Genomic DNA, 16,606 nt, shown 5'->3' with positions numbered 1-16,606 from the left:
AAGTGAGAAAAAAATGCGTGTTTTATTAGTAGATGACGATTTGTTTTCGGCGGAGTTGGCTTCGGTATTTCTGGAAATGAGCGGTTATGAAGTGATTATTGCCGAAAGTGCGATGACGGCGTTAGCCAATCTGGACTCAGACAGCGAAATCAGTCTGATCATAAGCGATTTCCATATGCCGGATATTACCGGCCTGGACTTGTTAGAGATGCTGCGTGCCAACGGCTGGAAAAAACCGTTCATTTTACTCAGCGCCAGCGAGATGACCGACATTACTATCATCCCTGATTGCTGGGTGAAGAAAGACGAGAATATGGCAGAAAGATTAGTGGCCGTAGTGAATGAAATTCTCAACCCAGACGTAGCTGCTCAATAAATTAAAAAATCATGATGAATCAACAATTGACGCAAAATACGATGAACACCGCGCAGGATAAAATCGCTCGTTTACGCCAGCGATTTTTGCAGCGCATTCCCGAAATGCTGAAACAAGCGGACGCTCTGCTGGCGAAGTTGACGGCTGCACCTGTGGATGCGGACAATAAACAATTACACCTTTTACTGCACAGCATCCACGGCACCAGCGCTTCGTTTGGCTTCACCAAAATAGCCAGTCTTGCGGCGGAAGGTGAGCATATGTTGGTGAGCAATACGCTTCCCGACTCGCTTTACCACAAGCTAAAAGAGCTGGTTCAGCAGCTCTACGCCTTAACCGAAGAGCAGGCGGAAAGCGCACGGCGCGGCGGGGATTCACTTGTGAAATTCCCGATAGCCGCTTCAAGCCAGGACGAAGTGGCGATTAACCGCACCATTAAGCCGGTTTACCTGTGTGACGATGAAAGCGAACAGGCCGAGCTGCTGGCGACGCAACTGCGCTGCTTTGGCTTTATTTGTTATGTGTTTACCAACACCGCTGATTTCACCAAGGCCGTTATCTCACAGCCGCCTTCGGTGGTGATTATGGATGTAAGTTTCCCGGAACACGCCTACGGTGGCCCGCTGGCGATGTCAGATTTAAAAAAGAAAGTCGGCACGCCGTTCCCGGTGCTTTATCTTTCCTGCCACAGCCATTTCCATGCCCGCATCAATGCCATTAAAGCCGGGTGCGACGGCTATTATGTTAAGCCCGCCTCCACCACCGATTTAGTCCAGGAACTGCATCGATTAACGCAGCCTTCGCTGAAAAAGCCGTATCAGGTTTTGTTGATTGATGACGAGCCGGAAGTCGCGCAATACAACGCTGAAATGCTGCGCATGGCTGGCATGGAAGTGCATGTTCTGACACAAATTCCTCATTTGCTGAACGTGCTGAACACCCATCCGATTGATATCGTGCTGATGGATTTCCACATGCCGGATTACAGCGGCGAAGAGTTGACGAAACTTATCCGTCAAATCCCGCAGCATATCGGTTTGCCGATTGCGTATTTGTCGAGCGAAACCAATAAAACGACTCAGTTCGGGGCGATGAGCACTGGCGCTGAAGATTTTATTATCAAGCAGGCCGACCCGCAGGAGTTGATAAATGCGGTGTCGATTCGTGCGGAAAGAATGCGTACCCTGCGGGCGCGTATGTCGCAGGACAGCCTGACCGGGCTGTATAACCACTCGACCACCACGCATTATCTTGAAAGCGCCATTACCGAGTCTAATTACAGCGGTATTCCCTTTAGCCTGGTGATGGTCGATTTGGATCACTTCAAAAATATCAATGACACTTACGGCCACGTGGCGGGCGATCAGGTTATTTTGGGAATTTCGCAGCTGTTTTCTCATCGCTTACGCAGCACGGATATTGTCGGGCGTTACGGCGGGGAAGAGTTCGCGATAATTATGCCTGCGACCACCAAAGAGCAAGCGGCGGCAGTTGTTGAAAGACTGCGTCAGGGCTTTGAAAAAATACACTTCTCGGTGAACCAGACCCGCTTTAGCAACACCTTCAGCGCAGGCATTGCCTCCTGGCAGCCGGGCGACAAAATAGAAAGTATCCGTGAGCGTGCCGACCAGGCTCTGTATTGCGCGAAGCAGCATGGGCGCAATCGCTATTGCCTCGCCAATGATAAGGACGTCGCATGAGCGAGCAGCTGGAACACATTTTAAGTCACTATCAAGACGAAAACCGCGAAATCACCAACGTTGATGAACCGCAATGCAGCCTGGTGTTATTCAAACTGGCGGAGAAGAAATTCGCGTTTTACGGCTCGCAAATCAAAGAAATTATGGCAGAACGCCCGGTTTCGTGGGTGCCTGGTTGCCCGCCTTCTCTGGAAGGGGTGATTAATTACCGGGGACGCGTTGAATCTGTGATTAATATTAATCAGCTGCTCGACACACCTGCAACGGACGCGGGTAAACGCACCATTCTGATTGGCCGTGGCCAGAAAATGCAAAGCGGTATTCTGGTCGATAAGTTAATTGATGTGCTGGAAGTTGCCGAGAGCCAGATTCACCCGGCAGCGGACAACTTATCGGCCACTATGCAGAAAATCGTGGTCGGCATTGTGCCTGTCGGTTCCGAATATTTTGCGTTACTGGATCTGGATTTAGTCTTCGCACGTTACCTGGAAACCAGCGGCTATGACTCAAGGGCTTAGTCTTGCGGCGGTGCGCATCACGCTGGGAAACCAGCGCTTCTATATTCCTGCTACTCAGGTGCAGCGCTGTTCATTGGTTGTTTATGAAGCCGAAGACATTCCGCGCTTAAGCCAATGGTTAGGGTTGCCTGACGAACCCGAAGAAGGGATGCATCTGCATCTGATTGTTCCAGCAAGCAATGTGGAGCAGGGGTGGTATTTGTGGGGGAAACTGGAGAATGTGCAGTTATCGCCGGGAGATATTTATCCTTTGCCGGAATTATTAAAGCCGTGCTGCCAGCTACCGGCGCTCAGGGCTTTGGTGTGGGATGAGGGATTTAGTGGGTTATTGAGTTGGCCTGTGGGAGCGTCCCTGGGGAATCTATAAGTCTTGTTGTTTTCCGTCCACCTGTACGTTATTCGATCCCACATAAATCTGCGAACGGTGAACGTGCCAGGTGGATAACGACATCCCCCTGGCGACCCCATCGCCCGGTGATTAAATTGCCGCTGCGCGGTAAACCCCAGCTTACCCCCAACGTTCAGGGTTGTTCGCGAATGTTGGGTGAAAAACGGTGTTTACCGCTTGCGGCGATTGATTTGCCGGGAGTCCGGGTTCTTAGGGTGGCGACGGTGGCCACCCTAAGTCGTTCACCGTTCATTGATCTATATAGGATCTGAGAACTTTCGGGTGAACGGAATATCACCATACCGCCATAGTTGCCCCCTCAAATGCCATAAATGGCAGCGGAACTCACATCCAAAATATGTTAAAAGTGCACATCTAAGATCGCCTCCCTGGGTTAACGAAAAATGTCTGACAATCTTATCGAGCGCATTTCCACCGCGTTAGAATCTGAATATACGCTTGAAGGACTTGTCCGACAGTTGCTTGAGATGCTCGAATTGGTGACCAATATGGAGTCCACTTACCTGACTCGTATTGAACCGGATGGCAGTTTTCAGCACATTCTTTTTGCCCGAAATACCCGCCAGATGCAGATTCCTGAAGGCCTTTCAGTGCCGTGGGGCGATACGCTTTGCAAGCGTGCATTGGATGAAGGCAAGCGTTATACCAGCGATGTGGCAAAAGTCTGGGGGGATTCGCAGGCGGCGAAAGCATTGGGGATCACGACGTATGTCAGCACCCCGGTGACGCTCGCGGATGGATCTTTATATGGCACGCTGTGCGCGGCCAGTTCTGAGCATCGTATTTTGACTGACCGCAGTGAGCAAGTGTTGCAACTCTTTGCGCAGCTGATTGCGCAACAGATTCAGAATGAACAGCTTTTGCAGCAGTTACAGCAGGCCAATGCCGCGCTCACGACCGCCAGTTACACGGATGAGCTGACCGGTTTGCCCAACCGCCGCGCGGTGTTTGAACAGTTACCCAAACTCTTTTCACAGGCCCGCGACGACGCCCGATTTGTGCTGCTGGCATTTGCTGATCTGGATGATTTTAAAGAGATTAACGATATCCATGGCCATGAAGCTGGGGACGACTTCTTGTGTGAGATAGGCCAGCGTTTGCAAAAGGGAACGCGCCCTGACGAGATCATCGGACGCGTCGGCGGTGATGAATTTATCGTGGCGGGATTTGGGCCGTCAAATACTGACGAAGCACAACATGCTGCGCAGGCATTCAAAATTCGCCTCTCGAACTTGCTGACCGGCGAGTTTCAGCTACATTCCAGTGTGATTAATTATGCAGGCCCGAGTATCGGTGTCGTCGCGGTCAATCCGGCTGAGACTGACCAAGATACGGCTTTGCGTGAAGCCGATACGGCGATGTATGTCGAAAAGGCGCATCGTCGGGGCTTTTAAACATTCCTGGTTAGCAGTCAAACGTTGCGGAGAAAACAATGAAAGATGTCGTCATCGTGGGAGCGGCACGCACGCCCATCGGCTGCTTTCAGGGGGCGCTTTCCCCGCGCAGCGCCTCGGAGCTGGGAAGTGCAGTAGTGAAAGCCTTGCTTGAACGCAGCGGTGTGAGCGAGCAGGAAGTCGATGAAGTTATTCTTGGGCAGGTTTTGACGGCAGGCGCCGGGCAAAATCCGGCGCGACAGACCGCACTGAACAGCGGTTTACCCTGGTCTGTTTCCGCCATCACCATCAATGACGTGTGCGGATCTGGCCTGAAAGCGCTGCATCTTGCGACGCAGGCCATTCAATGTGGTGAGGCGGATGTAGTGATAGCGGGCGGGCAGGAAAACATGAGCCGAGCGCCACATGTTTTGGCCGATAGCCGAAACGGCGCGGGGTTAGGCAATTCCCAACTCATCGACAGCCTGGTTCACGATGGCTTGTGGGACGCGTTCAATGATTACCACATGGGCGTCACCGCTGAAAACCTCGCTCGCGAATACGGTATTAGCCGTGAAAGCCAGGATGCTTACGCGTTGGCATCACAACACAAAGCGCGGGCGGCAATTGATGCCGGGCGTTTTAAAGATGAAATCGTCCCGGTGGCGTTTGAGTCGAATAGCGGAAAACTGGTGATTGTTGATACTGACGAACAGCCACGTACCGATGCCAGTGCCGAAGCCCTGGCGCAATTACGACCAACCTTCGATATTCAGGGAAGCGTGACAGCAGGAAATGCCTCTTCAATTAATGACGGCGCCGCAGCGGTGTTAATGATGAGTGCCAGTAAAGCCGAAGAGCTGAATTTACCGGTTCTGGCACGCATTCGGGCTTTCGCCAGCGTTGGAGTGGATCCCGCCTATATGGGGATTGCGCCAGTGACGGCGACTCAGCGTTGCCTTGAGCGAGCAGGCTGGACGCTGGAAGAGCTTGATCTTATTGAAGCCAACGAAGCCTTTGCGGCTCAGGCGCTTTCAGTAGGTAAAATGCTGGAATGGGACGAGCGCAAAGTGAATGTTAACGGTGGTGCGCTAGCCCTGGGGCACCCAATCGGTGCGTCGGGCTGCCGAATCCTGGTGTCTCTGGTGCATGAAATGATCAAGCGAGACGCCAAAAAAGGACTGGCGACGTTGTGTATTGGCGGCGGGCAGGGTGTTGCCCTGGCAATTGAACGAGATTAACAGTACCCATCATTCTTAAAGCGCAAGCGTAGGTTGGATACGCGCAGCGTCATCCGACAAAACTAACCAGCGTAAATTAAAGCCTTCCCAGCGGAAGGCTTTTTTCTTGTATATAGATCACACTCTCACCCATTTTTATTTAACTGCGTCACATATTTTTATTCATTTCTTAATTTTATTATTAAGAAATCCGGCGATTTAATTTTATTTAAGTCTGGTTGTATTGCTGTGTAAATAAACTTAAACATCGTTGAAATGCTTTTTTAAAAGTGTTTTTGGCACTTTTAATGTGATGCCTGTCGTCAAATGTCAGGCTTTGATGTTTGTTTTGTTGATAGTCGTCACGAATATTGCCATGTGTGTATTTTGACATAAACATTTACGATCCCGATCACTAAAATATTGTTCATTTAAAAATAAAATCCAGTTTCATAATAATGAAACGATATTTCAATGAGGGATTAGAAACATGTTGAAGAAAACTCTGGGTCTGGCAATGTTGATTGGTGCTTCTTTTGCAGCACAGGCTGTAACCGTCGACTTACGCCATGAATACATTGACGGTGGTAAGACGGATAAAACCAACGCTGACCGCGTCTCAGTTTCGCATCGTTTTGCAAATGGTTTTGGTTTCTCTGTTGAAGCGAAATGGAAATCAGGCGGTGATAATACCGATCAGCCATTTGCTGATTTCATCGGTAATGGACATGAAGAAGCGATTAGCTGGCAATGGAAAGCCAATAAAAACTTCTCGTTAACACCAGGTTTTAATATTGAAAGTAACGACAGTCGTACTATTTATAAGCCAAACTTGCGCGCACAATATAGCTTCGACAATGGTTTCTATGTCGCAGTCCGCTACCGTTATGACTACACCCGTTACCCGGCAAGCGCGAATAAAGAAGATGATAAAGTGAACCGTGGTGATGCGTGGGCTGGTTTTGTGATGGGTGACTGGCGTACAGAGCTGAACTACGTTTATGCGCGTAGTGAAGAAGGTAACGCACGTAATAATAACAAACCTTATTCTCAAGAATATAATGTGAAGTTAGCTTACAAACTGGATAAAAATTGGGCTCCATATGGTGAAGTCGGCAACGTCGGTGTGAATGACCGTGACGATCGCCAGACCCGTTTACGTGTCGGTGTGGCATACAGCTTCTAATAGTGCATTAATAACTTCATTCATTAATACCCTTTCAAACAGCCTCCGCCTTTGCGGGGGCTTTTTTATATCTTAATTATGTTGGGTGTTAATTGAAGTACAAATAATATAAAAAAAGCCCTCTCTTTATGAGAGGGCAAGGCCTACACAGGACACACTATATTTCTATCAGGCGGGAATTAATTCTGGGTTCGCAGGCATTTTTGCAATATACAGTGCCGGTTTACCGTCTTTATCTGAGCTAAACAATATTGCGCTGTCGTCTGGTGTAAAGGAAGGATGCGGATGCGTCACCTGGCGGCTATTAGCAAATGTCGCCCAGGAAGTATCGTGACGGGCAACGCGGAAATAAGCTTTCTTCGCCACGTCGAATGCATACAAATAAGGATCGTTATCAATGGTATAACCGCTGGTATCTTTAACATCGACCGGCGTACCTGAGCCATCGCCTACCAGTAGCGTGCCGTCAAAGTTGCTCATCAAATGAGAACATGCAGGCATCTGCATCACTTCTTCGTTAATTCCGTTGTCCGGGTTGTAGCTATAAATAGTGCGGCCTTGCTGGCCTTTCAGATAAGAAACGTACATCAGCGATGAGCCGTTTGGTACCCAGAATTCATGGGTGCAGCTTTCGCCTTCTGCGTGTTCTTTAACTTTACGCACGTTGCTGCCGTCTTCGTTGACCATCCACATCCGCGCATCGACCAAATCATGCGGGCCTTCGTGGCAGAACGCGACAGTGTTGTCATCGAACGGGCGATAAATCGGGTGACCGAGCCAGTTTTTTTCCTGATGAATAACGGCGCTTTCGCCGGTTTGCAAATCAACGCGCAGTAAGCGGCAATTTGGGCCTTTGTGGAAGAAGTCATGGAAGATTTTCCAGTCGTTCAACGGAACCCAATCGTCTTTGGAAATTTCGATACCGACTAATTTGGTGCAATCGCTGTTTGCCACCCAGGTGCCGTAACCCACCCAATCTTCCGGTACGCGATACACTTCGCGTTCAACCAATGTTTCAAGATTGACTTCCAGTAGCGTGCGCTCGTTCTTCACATAATAGAGGGATTTGTCATCCGGAGAGAGGAAGCCACCAAAGGTGTTGTCGCCCATTCCTTCAGTCAGTTGCACCGCTTCGGCGGCTGCGATATCCAGCAAATAGTAGTTCCAGTTGCCGTCAAATTCGCCAGCAAACAGGAGTTTACTGCCATCCTGAGTAAAGCATTTTTGATAGAAGTAATTACGATGACACGTTACTTCCGGTGGCGTTAAGCGGGTGACTTCGACGCCTGTGTCTGGGTCCTGGCTCACTTCATAAACCAGTTTAACCCGCATACCTTTAGCCATGATGCTCTCCTTTAAATGGCAATTCATATCTGCCGAAAATTTGTGTTCGAACTTCTGGTGTTAATTTATCAAAACATTGTTTCAATATGTGTGATTGCATTCACTAAACGGTGACAACATTCACAATACTTTTATCAGACTGATGGATCAGGAGGGGAAAATGGCGGGTAACCGTGATCGGAATATCAAATTTGAAAACTATCTCTCAAAAGTTGAAACATCGTTTCATTTATAATTGAAAAGAGGTTTCAACAAGATTAGTATTACTCCATCAAAGATTACGGAACACTGTTTTTACCGTAAGTGATTTTATGAATGGCGCAGTTAGCGCAGACAAATTTTCCCCGAGATGCTTGCGCTAACAGCAAGCCCGTATAAAAAAGGAAACCTACATGATTTTGGATTCGTTCTCCCTGGAAGGTAAAGTTGCTGTTGTGACAGGTTGTGATACTGGCCTGGGCCAGGGTATGGCTATCGGTCTGGCAGAAGCGGGCTGTGACATCGTGGGTATCAACATTGTTGAGCCAACTGAAACCATCGAGCGCGTGACCGCGATGGGCCGTCGCTTCCTGAGCCTGACTGCTGACCTGCGTCAGATTGATGGTATTCCGTCGCTGCTGGAGCGTGCGGTTGCTGAGTTCGGCCAAATCGACATCCTGGTGAACAATGCGGGTCTTATTCGTCGCGAAGACGCGATCAACTTCAGCGAAAAAGACTGGGACGACGTGATGAACCTGAACATCAAGAGCGTGTTCTTTATGTCTCAGGCTGTGGCTCGCCAGTTCATTGCTCAGGGCAAAGGCGGCAAAATCATCAACATCGCTTCTATGCTTTCTTACCAGGGCGGTATCCGCGTTCCTTCTTACACCGCATCTAAGAGCGCGGTGATGGGCGTGACCCGTCTGCTGGCGAACGAGTGGGCGCAACACGGTATCAACGTGAATGCTATCGCCCCGGGTTATATGGCGACCAACAATACTCAGCAACTGCGTGCTGACGAAGAGCGTAGCGCGGCAATCCTTGAGCGTATCCCAGCGGGTCGTTGGGGTCTGCCAGAAGATCTGAAAGGTCCAATCGTGTTCCTGGCATCAACCGCTTCTGATTACATCAACGGTTACACCGTTGCGGTTGATGGCGGCTGGTTAGCGCGTTAATTTAGGATTGATGTAAACGGTGGATGGCGCTGGCGCTTATCCACCCTACAAAATCCAATCCTTTCGGTAGGTCGGGCAAGCGTAGCGCCCCCGACAAACGCAAGCGAAGTAGAAACCTCCTGATTTTCAGGAGGTTTTTTTATATCTATACCCTCGCTAAATACAACGCAGGCATGCCTTCTTCGTCGGAGGTGTAGAGCACCCATTGGTTATCCGGGCTAAACGACGGATGTGGATGCGTCACCTGACGGTCGCCATCCAACACTTTCCAGGAGGTGTTGTGGCTACAAACCGCTTTCTGCGTTCCTTTCTTAAGATCGAACACCCAAATGAAGGGATCGTTAAGATCGATATTTCCCGTTTTATGCGGTGCGCCGTCTCCGACAACCAGCGAGCCGTCGTGGTTGCTCATTAAATGTGAGCATGGCGGAATGGTACGCAGTTGACGATTCTCCAGCGTTTGCGGGTCGGCGCTGCACAAATAGCGGTGCGCGTCGCCTTCTTTATGCGCGACGTAATAGAGAGCAGACCCGTCCGGTACCCAGAATTCATGAGTAAAACTCTCACCTTCCTGATGCTGGCGAACTTTGCGCAGATTGCTGCCATCCTGGTTAATCAGCCACATGCGGGCATCAATAGCATCGCGCGGACCTTCATGACAAAACGCGACGGTTTCGTCGTCGAACGGACGGTAAATCGGATGGCCCAGCCAGCGTTTTTCTTGCAGAATGACTTGCTGCTCGCCGCTGTTTAAATCAATACGAATCAAACGGCATTCCGGATTCGTGAAATAGAAATCACGGAATTTTTGCCAGGTGGTGAGCGGTGACCAGTCGCTCTTTTTGATTTCAATCCCCACCAGTTGGCTGCAATCAGAATTCGCCACCCAGGTGCCGTAAGCCACCCATTCGTCATCGACTTCATACACGACGTATTCTTCGAGCGACTCCAGATCGACGCGGCGTAGTTCGCGGGTGTTTTTCACATACCACAGTGACCGGTCGTCAGCCGACAAAAATCCGCCGAAGGTGTTGTCGCCTTCGCCTTCCGTTAGCTGCGTGGCAATTTGTTTTTCTAAATCCAGCGCATAATAATTCCAGTGCCCTTCGAACGCGCCGCCGAAAATCAGCCGCTGCCCGTCGTGACTAAAACATTTTTGATAGAAATAATTGCGGTGACAAATGATGTGCGGGGGCGTTAAACGAAGCACTTCCGTACCGGTTTCCTTGTCGCGTCGGGCGCGGAAGGAAAGTTGAATTTTCTTACCCTTAGCCATAACGATTCTCCTGAGAATCTAAAAAAATGCCCCGCCACGCGATGAAACGGGCAGGGCATGAATTTCAATACTTAGGCTGAATAATTAGCGCATTGCGCGTTTCAGAATACGATTACCCTGGCGTTCAAATTCAGCAGCCGTTTCTTCTACGGTTTTCTGGCCATAGTCGATGTACTGCAAAGAAGTCCCGAACAGGGAAACAATCTGCGGATCGTCAAAGTATGGCGATGTAGAGAGTTTGTTTGGCAGCGATTGTGCCAGTTTCAGGCCTGCAACCGCCGGGTCGTTATCTTTGATCACGCCATCAGCCGTCAGCTGTGTAACAGCTGCTTTGCTCAATGGAACACCACGCTCCAGACCCAGCGCTTCCACGCCTGCTTTTTCGTTCAGCAAGAAGTTGATCAGCATCGCGGCTTCTTTTGGATGCTTAGTCGTTTTGCTGATTGAGAACATCTGCGCAGGTTTGAAGAACAGACCGGCATCAGTTGCACCTGGCAACATTGGGTAAGAACCCAGCTCAAGTTTTGCTGGTGGTTTCAGGTTGTCGGAATACTTGTTAATGGTGGAGTTCCACATGTAAGTCCCCGCCCATTCGCCTTCAATCCACGGCTTCATTTCGTACATGTTGCTCTTACCAAATGACGCATAGTATTTGGTGTCAGGCATCACGTGGCTATCAATGAGTTTTTTGTACATGCCAAAGAACTCGACCCACTGTTCTTTGCTGTAGCCAAACTGCTTTTTCGCCGTGTCGATTTCAGGAATGTTGTATTTCTGGACCATGTAAGAGCGCAGCAGAGAAAGCGTATCCTGGTGTTCTAACACCACCGGGAAGTACTGTTTGCCCAGTTTGCTTTCAAAAGTTTTGCCCGCAGCCATCAACTCTTCCCAGGTTTTAGGGTATGAGATGCCGGCCTTTTTCCAGGTTTCGTCGTTGAAATAGAACACGCGCGCGGTCACGGAAATTGGGATCCCGTTCAGCTTGCCGTCAACCGTGGTGGATTGCAGTTCTTTCGGATCAAATTGCGCCAGATCCAAATCGCCCTTCACGGTATTCAGGTCGTAGAAGCCGGTGCCGGTTTTAGAGAAAATGGGCAGCCAGTTCCAGTTCGTTTGCATGACGTCAGGCTCGGTACCGCCAGCAATCTGTGTAGTCAGACGCGAAAGGTGGCCGTCCCAACCGGTGTATTCCGATTTCACTTTAATGTTCGGATGTTGCTTCTGGAACTCTTCAACCGCTTTCAGTGTGACCTGATGACGGCCATTACCGCCCCACCAGGACATACGTAAATCAACATCATCTGCCGCGAATGCAGAGCCGGCAGCCATTGCTAAGGTAGAGGCAATCAGGGTACTTAACAGCACTTTTTTCATTATCATAGACTCCTGTCAGAGTGAGATGTTTTGTTCTGTTTTAGCGTCGAAAATATGACATTTTTCCATGTCAAACTTGAAATACACCTTGCGGTGAAGGCCTTTCTCAATCATTGGCTTAGCTTCATCGGAAGGGATGCGGCAGGTCATTTCAAAATCAGCTACTTTCAGGTAGATGAAGAATTCGTGGCCCATATTCTCTACACGCACCATTTCACCGCTTGAATGGCTTTCAGCGAACGGTTCATCAGAGATTGAAATAAACTCAGGACGGATGCCGAAGAAAATGTCCTGATCTTTGTACTCCGCACAGCGCGATTGCTGGCGCTCGTTCAATGCCAGCGTATCGTTGCCGACGCTAATTTGCAGACGGCCATCTTTCTCGATCAGTTTGCTCGGGCGAATGTTCATTTCTGGCGCACCGATAAAGCCTGCCACGAACATGTTTTTCGGGTAGTGATAAAGATTATCTGGTGTATCCACCTGCATGATGTGGCCCAGTTTCATCACGCAGATACGGTCGCCCATGGTCATCGCTTCGGTCTGATCGTGGGTAACGTAAACGGTGGTCGCGGGTTTGCCGCTCTTCTTGAGCTGTTTGTGCAGGTCGGAGATACGAATACGCATCGACGCACGCAGCTTGGCATCAAGGTTGGATAACGGTTCGTCAAACAAGAACACATCCGGTTTTTTCACAATCGCACGGCCAACGGCCACACGTTGTGCCTGGCCACCAGAAAGCTGACGCGGCAGGCGGTCCATCAGCTCATCCAGCTCAAGGATTTTCGCTGCTTCATTCACCTGGGACTCGATTTGCTGTTTTGGCAGCTTGCTCAGTTTCAGGCCGAACGCCAGGTTTTCGCGCACCGTCATGTGTGGATAGAGCGCGTAGTTCTGGAACACCATCGCAATCCCACGAGATTTAGGAGCCAGGTTGTTCACCACGCGGTCGCCGATTCTGACTTCACCGCCGCTGATGGTTTCAAGACCCGCCAGCATACGCAGGGTGGTTGATTTCGCGCAGCCAGATGGGCCGACGATAACCATAAACTCACCGTCTTCAATTTTCAGGTCGATACCATGAACCGCCTGGAAGCCGTTGGAGTAAACTTTTTGCAATTTGTTGAAAATAACTTCAGCCATGATATTCCCTCACTTAACCTTTAATTCCGCTGCTGGTTACGCCTTGTACGAAGTAGCGTTGAGCCAGGAAGAAGATGATGATCGATGGCAGAATGGAGATGCTCGCCATTGCCAGAATTTCGTTCCATGGAGCGCCTTCAGTCACGTCGATAGACATTTTGAGCGCCAGTGCAATTGGGTATTTGTCTACGCTGTACACATAAATCAGCGGCCCGATAAAGTCGTTCATTGACCACATGAACTGGAACAGGGCGACAGAGATAATGGCCGGTTTCAGAATCGGCACTACCACATACCACAGCACCTGGAAGGAGTTACAGCCGTCAATTTGCGCGGCTTCTTCCATATCACGTGGCACGCCACGCAGGAACTGGATCAACATGAAGACAAAGAATCCCTGGGTTGCGAATGCCATTGGCAGCCACAGCGGCAGATAGCTATTCAACATGCCCATTTCACGGAACATCAGGTATTGCGGGATTAACAGCACGGTGCTTGGCAGCAGCATGGTGGTAATCAACGTTGCAAACCAAAACTTCTTAAACGGGATATCAAAACGGGCGAAGCCGTAAGCGACAATCGTTGAAGAGATAATGGTCAGCAGCACTTTGGGAATCACATACTGCATGGTGTTCCACATGTAGTGGCCAAAGGTGTACTCAGTACCGGTTTTCCAGCCGTTGACGAAGCCGTCGCTGGTTGGGTTTGACGGCCACAGACCGAGCGTGGTGAAGATCTCATGGTTCGGTTTAAACGCCGCAGAGAACATCCACACTAACGGGTAGAGCATCAACAGACCGACAATAATCAGCACGATATAACGGATGGTGCGGCTGATTTTTTCACGGCGCAAAGTCTGCGCGATCTCTTCTTCTGCAAGGTCCGTCGCATTTTTAGCCGCTAGCTGGCTTGGTTGGATATCAGCCATTTTTGCCTCCCTTATCTGCGGAGTAGAACACCCAGTATTTCGATGACTTAAAGGCGATGGAGGCAAAGACCGCCACGACCAGGAACAGTACCCACGCCAGTGCTGCGCCATAACCCATATCGAAGTATTTGAACGCTGTGTCGTAGATGTAGAGCGAGAACAAGTAGGTGTAGTGAGTCGGGCCGCCACCGGTGATGATGTACGGTGCGGTAAACTCCTGGAACGCCTGCGTGGTCTGCATGATGAAGTTGAAGAAGATGACTGGCGTAATCAAAGGCACGGTCACTTTCATGAACATCTGCCATTTAGACGCACCGTCGATCATCGCGGCTTCATACTGTGATTGCGGAACGTTTTGCAGTGCCGCCAGGAAGATAACCATCGCAGAACCGAACTGCCAGACACGCAGCAGCGTAACGGACATCAGCGCCAACGAAGGTTCACCCAGCCAGTTCACCGGGTCCAGACCGAACACACCTATAAAGCTGTTCAGCAGGCCGTCGATGGCAAACAGTGCGCGCCACAAAACTGCGATGGCGACAGAACTACCCAGAATTGACGGAATGTAATACGCAGTACGGAAGAAACCGATGCCGCGCAGTTTAAAGTTCAGAACAAATGCGATGCCGAGTGCGAATGCGAGTTTTAACGGAATGGTTAAAAACACATACGCAAAAGTCACACCCATGGATTTCCAGAAGAGCGAATCTTCGGTCAACATGTAGCGATAGTTCTCGATACCGTTAAATACCGGCGGGTTCATCAAATCGTACTCAGTAAAACTGAGGAAGAAAGATGAAACAAACGGGAAGGCAGTAAAGACTAACAACCCTATTATGTAGGGTGAAATCCATGCCAATCCCAGCATTCTGTTTTCATTCATACATATTCATTCCCTGGTAATTGATTGATATTAAAATATTAAATCACCGTTACAGTTGCTCATCATCCATATCGTTTTATAGATTTCATAAACATCCGAACCGTGGTTCCTGATTTGTAAAACAGCGTTTTAAATAATCTTATTACGATTTGTAACTGAGTCATTCGATTCATGAAGGAAATGTGATCAAAGTCGAAACACTGTTTTGAATATGTGAAGGGAACGAGGTTTTGCAGCGGAACGGTAAAAGAGAACACGATTTTTGCGAATTTAAAAACTGCAAGAGTTGGTGGTTGTCTTTCAGACAATTCTTGTTAATAATGGCGCTTCAAAGAAGGGCTTCATATTTGGGTGTGAATTTGTTTCTTTGTTATCTGAATGTTACGTATTAGTCGGGTTGTTGTCTGCTGTGGGTATTCGCCCCGACAATGACACGAATAAGGAACAGAAATACCTACTTTCTCGCCGTTTAAATCTTACTTGCTTACCAAAAATATGACGTAGGTAATGCACTCACTGGTGTGAGTATCGAAAGCGGGTCTTTTTCTTAATATTTTAAAAACTGGCTAGTTATGTCTTCCATAGAAATGAAATCCAATCTTTTAGAAAATACGTCATCTTATCCACTCGTGGCACCACAGCATGAAGAGATAGACTTATTGAGCCTATTATCGACTCTTTACGCCGCGAAAAAGCAGATAGTCACGATTACGCTTCTGTTCGCATTGTGCGGATTGGCCGCCAGTTTCCTGCTTCCACAAAAATGGACCAGCGAGGCGGTTATCACGCCACCTGAAAATAGCAATATTATTGAATTACGCCGTGCGGTGGTTGATTTGACAGTGCTTGGTGTCGAAACCAATCTTGATGCTAGTCGCCTCTATAATAAATTTTTAAAGAAATTTGATTCTCAGGAAGTGCGCGAAAAATTCCTTGCTCAATCTCCTTATGTACAGACTCTGCTGAAAAACCCAAATGTAGATAAGAGCGACTTGTACCGTGCGATCGTCAATGTTTCAGCAAAATTTAAGGCGCTCGACAACAGTGACCCTAAAAAAAGCGAAAATCTTCCCTACACTTCATGGACTCTCAGCTTTACCGCGCCTGACGCAGATGATGCCCAGCAATTGCTGAAAAGTTATATTGATTTTGTTTCTGCTGAAGTGAATAAAGACGTTATTACCAATGTGAAAAATGCAATCGAACTCAAAGTTGCATTTGAAAAAAATAAGCTGGCACTCGACCGTGTTAACCTCCAAAACCAACATAACGTTAACCTGGAGCGCCTGGGATACTCATTGCAGGTGGCGAACGCTGCGGGTCTGGAAAAACCGGTATACAGCAACGGTCAGGCAGTAAAAGATGATCCTGATTACTCTGTTTCCCTTGGTTCTAAAGGGCTGACCGAGAAGTTGAAGATTGAGCAGTCGATTAAAGATGTTGCGCAGATGAATGCATCACTACAAAACCGTGAGCATGCACTGAGCCAATTAGAATCCATTAATCTTGGCAATGTTGATTTCACGCCTTATCAATTGCAAATGCAGCCATCATATCCACTCAAAAAAGACGGCCCGGGTAAAGCACTCATTATTATACTGGCGGGATTGGTGGGGGTGATTGTTGCATCTGGTTTGGTTTTGGTGCGTGGGGCTTTGGCATCACGTATGCATATTGAAGAAATCTAATCGCGTATTTCGCTTCACAAAAACGGCTTCCTGA

15 protein-coding genes are annotated in these 16,606 nt (G+C 48.9%); 9 read left to right on the top strand and 6 right to left on the bottom strand.

Annotated features, from left to right (window positions below; genetic code table 11):
- The first annotated feature begins 13 nt into the window (after positions 1 to 13).
- From AC0IWZ_RS16900 to AC0IWZ_RS16870, 7 genes are all read left to right on the top strand, one after another.
- Positions 14 to 376 carry a response regulator gene (locus AC0IWZ_RS16900; protein WP_034498154.1) on the top strand — a complete coding sequence of 121 codons (363 nt, stop codon included), beginning with the start codon at positions 14 to 16 and terminating at the stop codon, positions 374 to 376.
- An 11-nt stretch (positions 377 to 387) separates the two neighbouring features.
- Positions 388 to 2,076, top strand: a complete 1,689-nt coding sequence (locus AC0IWZ_RS16895) for a diguanylate cyclase (protein ID WP_410374338.1) — start codon at positions 388 to 390, stop codon at positions 2,074 to 2,076.
- Complete coding sequence (locus AC0IWZ_RS16890; protein WP_034498131.1) at positions 2,073 to 2,594, top strand: chemotaxis protein CheW; 522 nt, start codon at positions 2,073 to 2,075, stop codon at positions 2,592 to 2,594. The genes AC0IWZ_RS16895 and AC0IWZ_RS16890 overlap by 4 nt, the downstream gene beginning before the upstream one ends.
- Positions 2,578 to 2,961, top strand: coding sequence for a hypothetical protein (locus AC0IWZ_RS16885; RefSeq protein WP_471678873.1), 384 nt, complete (start codon positions 2,578 to 2,580; stop codon positions 2,959 to 2,961). Before AC0IWZ_RS16890 ends, AC0IWZ_RS16885 begins: the two co-directional genes overlap by 17 nt.
- Positions 2,962 to 3,386: 425 nt before the next feature.
- Positions 3,387 to 4,397, top strand: coding sequence for a sensor domain-containing diguanylate cyclase (locus AC0IWZ_RS16880; RefSeq protein ID WP_471678875.1), 1,011 nt, complete (start codon positions 3,387 to 3,389; stop codon positions 4,395 to 4,397).
- A gap of 38 nt (positions 4,398 to 4,435) precedes the next feature.
- Positions 4,436 to 5,617: an acetyl-CoA C-acetyltransferase gene (locus tag AC0IWZ_RS16875; RefSeq protein WP_034498126.1), complete on the top strand. Its 1,182-nt coding sequence runs from the start codon at positions 4,436 to 4,438 to the stop codon at positions 5,615 to 5,617.
- Between the two features lie 469 nt (positions 5,618 to 6,086).
- The gene (locus AC0IWZ_RS16870; protein WP_034498124.1) at positions 6,087 to 6,782 is read left to right on the top strand and encodes an oligogalacturonate-specific porin KdgM family protein; all 696 of its coding nucleotides are present in this window, start codon (positions 6,087 to 6,089) and stop codon (positions 6,780 to 6,782) included.
- A 168-nt stretch (positions 6,783 to 6,950) separates the two neighbouring features.
- On the opposite strand, the gene AC0IWZ_RS16865 is transcribed toward AC0IWZ_RS16870, so the two are convergent.
- Positions 6,951 to 8,126 (bottom strand): oligogalacturonate lyase family protein, encoded by a 1,176-nt coding sequence (locus tag AC0IWZ_RS16865; protein ID WP_034498122.1) that lies wholly within the window; start codon positions 8,124 to 8,126, stop codon positions 6,951 to 6,953.
- Positions 8,127 to 8,518: 392 nt separating this feature from the next.
- Between AC0IWZ_RS16865 and kduD the strand changes: the two genes are divergently transcribed.
- Complete coding sequence (gene kduD, locus AC0IWZ_RS16860; protein WP_034498120.1) at positions 8,519 to 9,280, top strand: 2-dehydro-3-deoxy-D-gluconate 5-dehydrogenase KduD; 762 nt, start codon at positions 8,519 to 8,521, stop codon at positions 9,278 to 9,280.
- Positions 9,281 to 9,425: 145 nt separating this feature from the next.
- Here kduD and AC0IWZ_RS16855 read toward each other — a convergent pair whose 3' ends face one another.
- From AC0IWZ_RS16855 to AC0IWZ_RS16835, 5 genes are all read right to left on the bottom strand, one after another.
- Positions 9,426 to 10,556, bottom strand: coding sequence for an oligogalacturonate lyase family protein (locus AC0IWZ_RS16855; protein WP_034498118.1), 1,131 nt, complete (start codon positions 10,554 to 10,556; stop codon positions 9,426 to 9,428).
- Between the two features lie 84 nt (positions 10,557 to 10,640).
- Positions 10,641 to 11,930: an ABC transporter substrate-binding protein gene (locus AC0IWZ_RS16850; RefSeq protein ID WP_471678877.1), complete on the bottom strand. Its 1,290-nt coding sequence runs from the start codon at positions 11,928 to 11,930 to the stop codon at positions 10,641 to 10,643.
- Between the two features lie 15 nt (positions 11,931 to 11,945).
- Positions 11,946 to 13,073 (bottom strand): ABC transporter ATP-binding protein, encoded by a 1,128-nt coding sequence (locus tag AC0IWZ_RS16845; protein ID WP_471678878.1) that lies wholly within the window; start codon positions 13,071 to 13,073, stop codon positions 11,946 to 11,948.
- Positions 13,074 to 13,086: 13 nt separating this feature from the next.
- Positions 13,087 to 14,001, bottom strand: coding sequence for a carbohydrate ABC transporter permease (locus AC0IWZ_RS16840; RefSeq protein ID WP_034498113.1), 915 nt, complete (start codon positions 13,999 to 14,001; stop codon positions 13,087 to 13,089).
- Positions 13,994 to 14,884, bottom strand: a complete 891-nt coding sequence (locus tag AC0IWZ_RS16835; protein WP_034498111.1) for a carbohydrate ABC transporter permease — start codon at positions 14,882 to 14,884, stop codon at positions 13,994 to 13,996. Before AC0IWZ_RS16835 ends, AC0IWZ_RS16840 begins: the two co-directional genes overlap by 8 nt.
- 572 nt (positions 14,885 to 15,456) lie before the next feature.
- Between AC0IWZ_RS16835 and wzz(fepE) the strand changes: the two genes are divergently transcribed.
- A complete protein-coding gene (gene wzz(fepE) / locus AC0IWZ_RS16830; RefSeq protein WP_410373907.1) occupies positions 15,457 to 16,572 on the top strand; it encodes an LPS O-antigen length regulator Wzz(fepE) in 1,116 nt (371 codons plus the stop codon).
- The last annotated feature ends 34 nt before the right edge of the window (positions 16,573 to 16,606 follow it).

The organism is Buttiauxella sp. AC142 (assembly GCF_979253435.1).
This window is presented reverse-complemented; position numbering and strand designations above follow the sequence as displayed.

Bases quoted from the DNA above. Each gene is read 5' to 3' on its own strand.
- AC0IWZ_RS16900 (WP_034498154.1), top strand. From the start codon at position 14: ATGCGTGTTTTATTAGTAGATGACGATTTGTTTTCGGCGGAGTTGGCT.
- AC0IWZ_RS16895 (WP_410374338.1), top strand. From the start codon at position 388: ATGATGAATCAACAATTGACGCAAAATACGATGAACACCGCGCAGGAT.
- AC0IWZ_RS16890 (WP_034498131.1), top strand. From the start codon at position 2,073: ATGAGCGAGCAGCTGGAACACATTTTAAGTCACTATCAAGACGAAAAC.
- AC0IWZ_RS16885 (WP_471678873.1), top strand. From the start codon at position 2,578: ATGACTCAAGGGCTTAGTCTTGCGGCGGTGCGCATCACGCTGGGAAAC.
- AC0IWZ_RS16880 (WP_471678875.1), top strand. From the start codon at position 3,387: ATGTCTGACAATCTTATCGAGCGCATTTCCACCGCGTTAGAATCTGAA.
- AC0IWZ_RS16875 (WP_034498126.1), top strand. From the start codon at position 4,436: ATGAAAGATGTCGTCATCGTGGGAGCGGCACGCACGCCCATCGGCTGC.
- AC0IWZ_RS16870 (WP_034498124.1), top strand. From the start codon at position 6,087: ATGTTGAAGAAAACTCTGGGTCTGGCAATGTTGATTGGTGCTTCTTTT.
- AC0IWZ_RS16865 (WP_034498122.1), bottom strand. From the start codon at position 8,126: ATGGCTAAAGGTATGCGGGTTAAACTGGTTTATGAAGTGAGCCAGGAC.
- kduD (WP_034498120.1), top strand. From the start codon at position 8,519: ATGATTTTGGATTCGTTCTCCCTGGAAGGTAAAGTTGCTGTTGTGACA.
- AC0IWZ_RS16855 (WP_034498118.1), bottom strand. From the start codon at position 10,556: ATGGCTAAGGGTAAGAAAATTCAACTTTCCTTCCGCGCCCGACGCGAC.
- AC0IWZ_RS16850 (WP_471678877.1), bottom strand. From the start codon at position 11,930: ATGAAAAAAGTGCTGTTAAGTACCCTGATTGCCTCTACCTTAGCAATG.
- AC0IWZ_RS16845 (WP_471678878.1), bottom strand. From the start codon at position 13,073: ATGGCTGAAGTTATTTTCAACAAATTGCAAAAAGTTTACTCCAACGGC.
- AC0IWZ_RS16840 (WP_034498113.1), bottom strand. From the start codon at position 14,001: ATGGCTGATATCCAACCAAGCCAGCTAGCGGCTAAAAATGCGACGGAC.
- AC0IWZ_RS16835 (WP_034498111.1), bottom strand. From the start codon at position 14,884: ATGAATGAAAACAGAATGCTGGGATTGGCATGGATTTCACCCTACATA.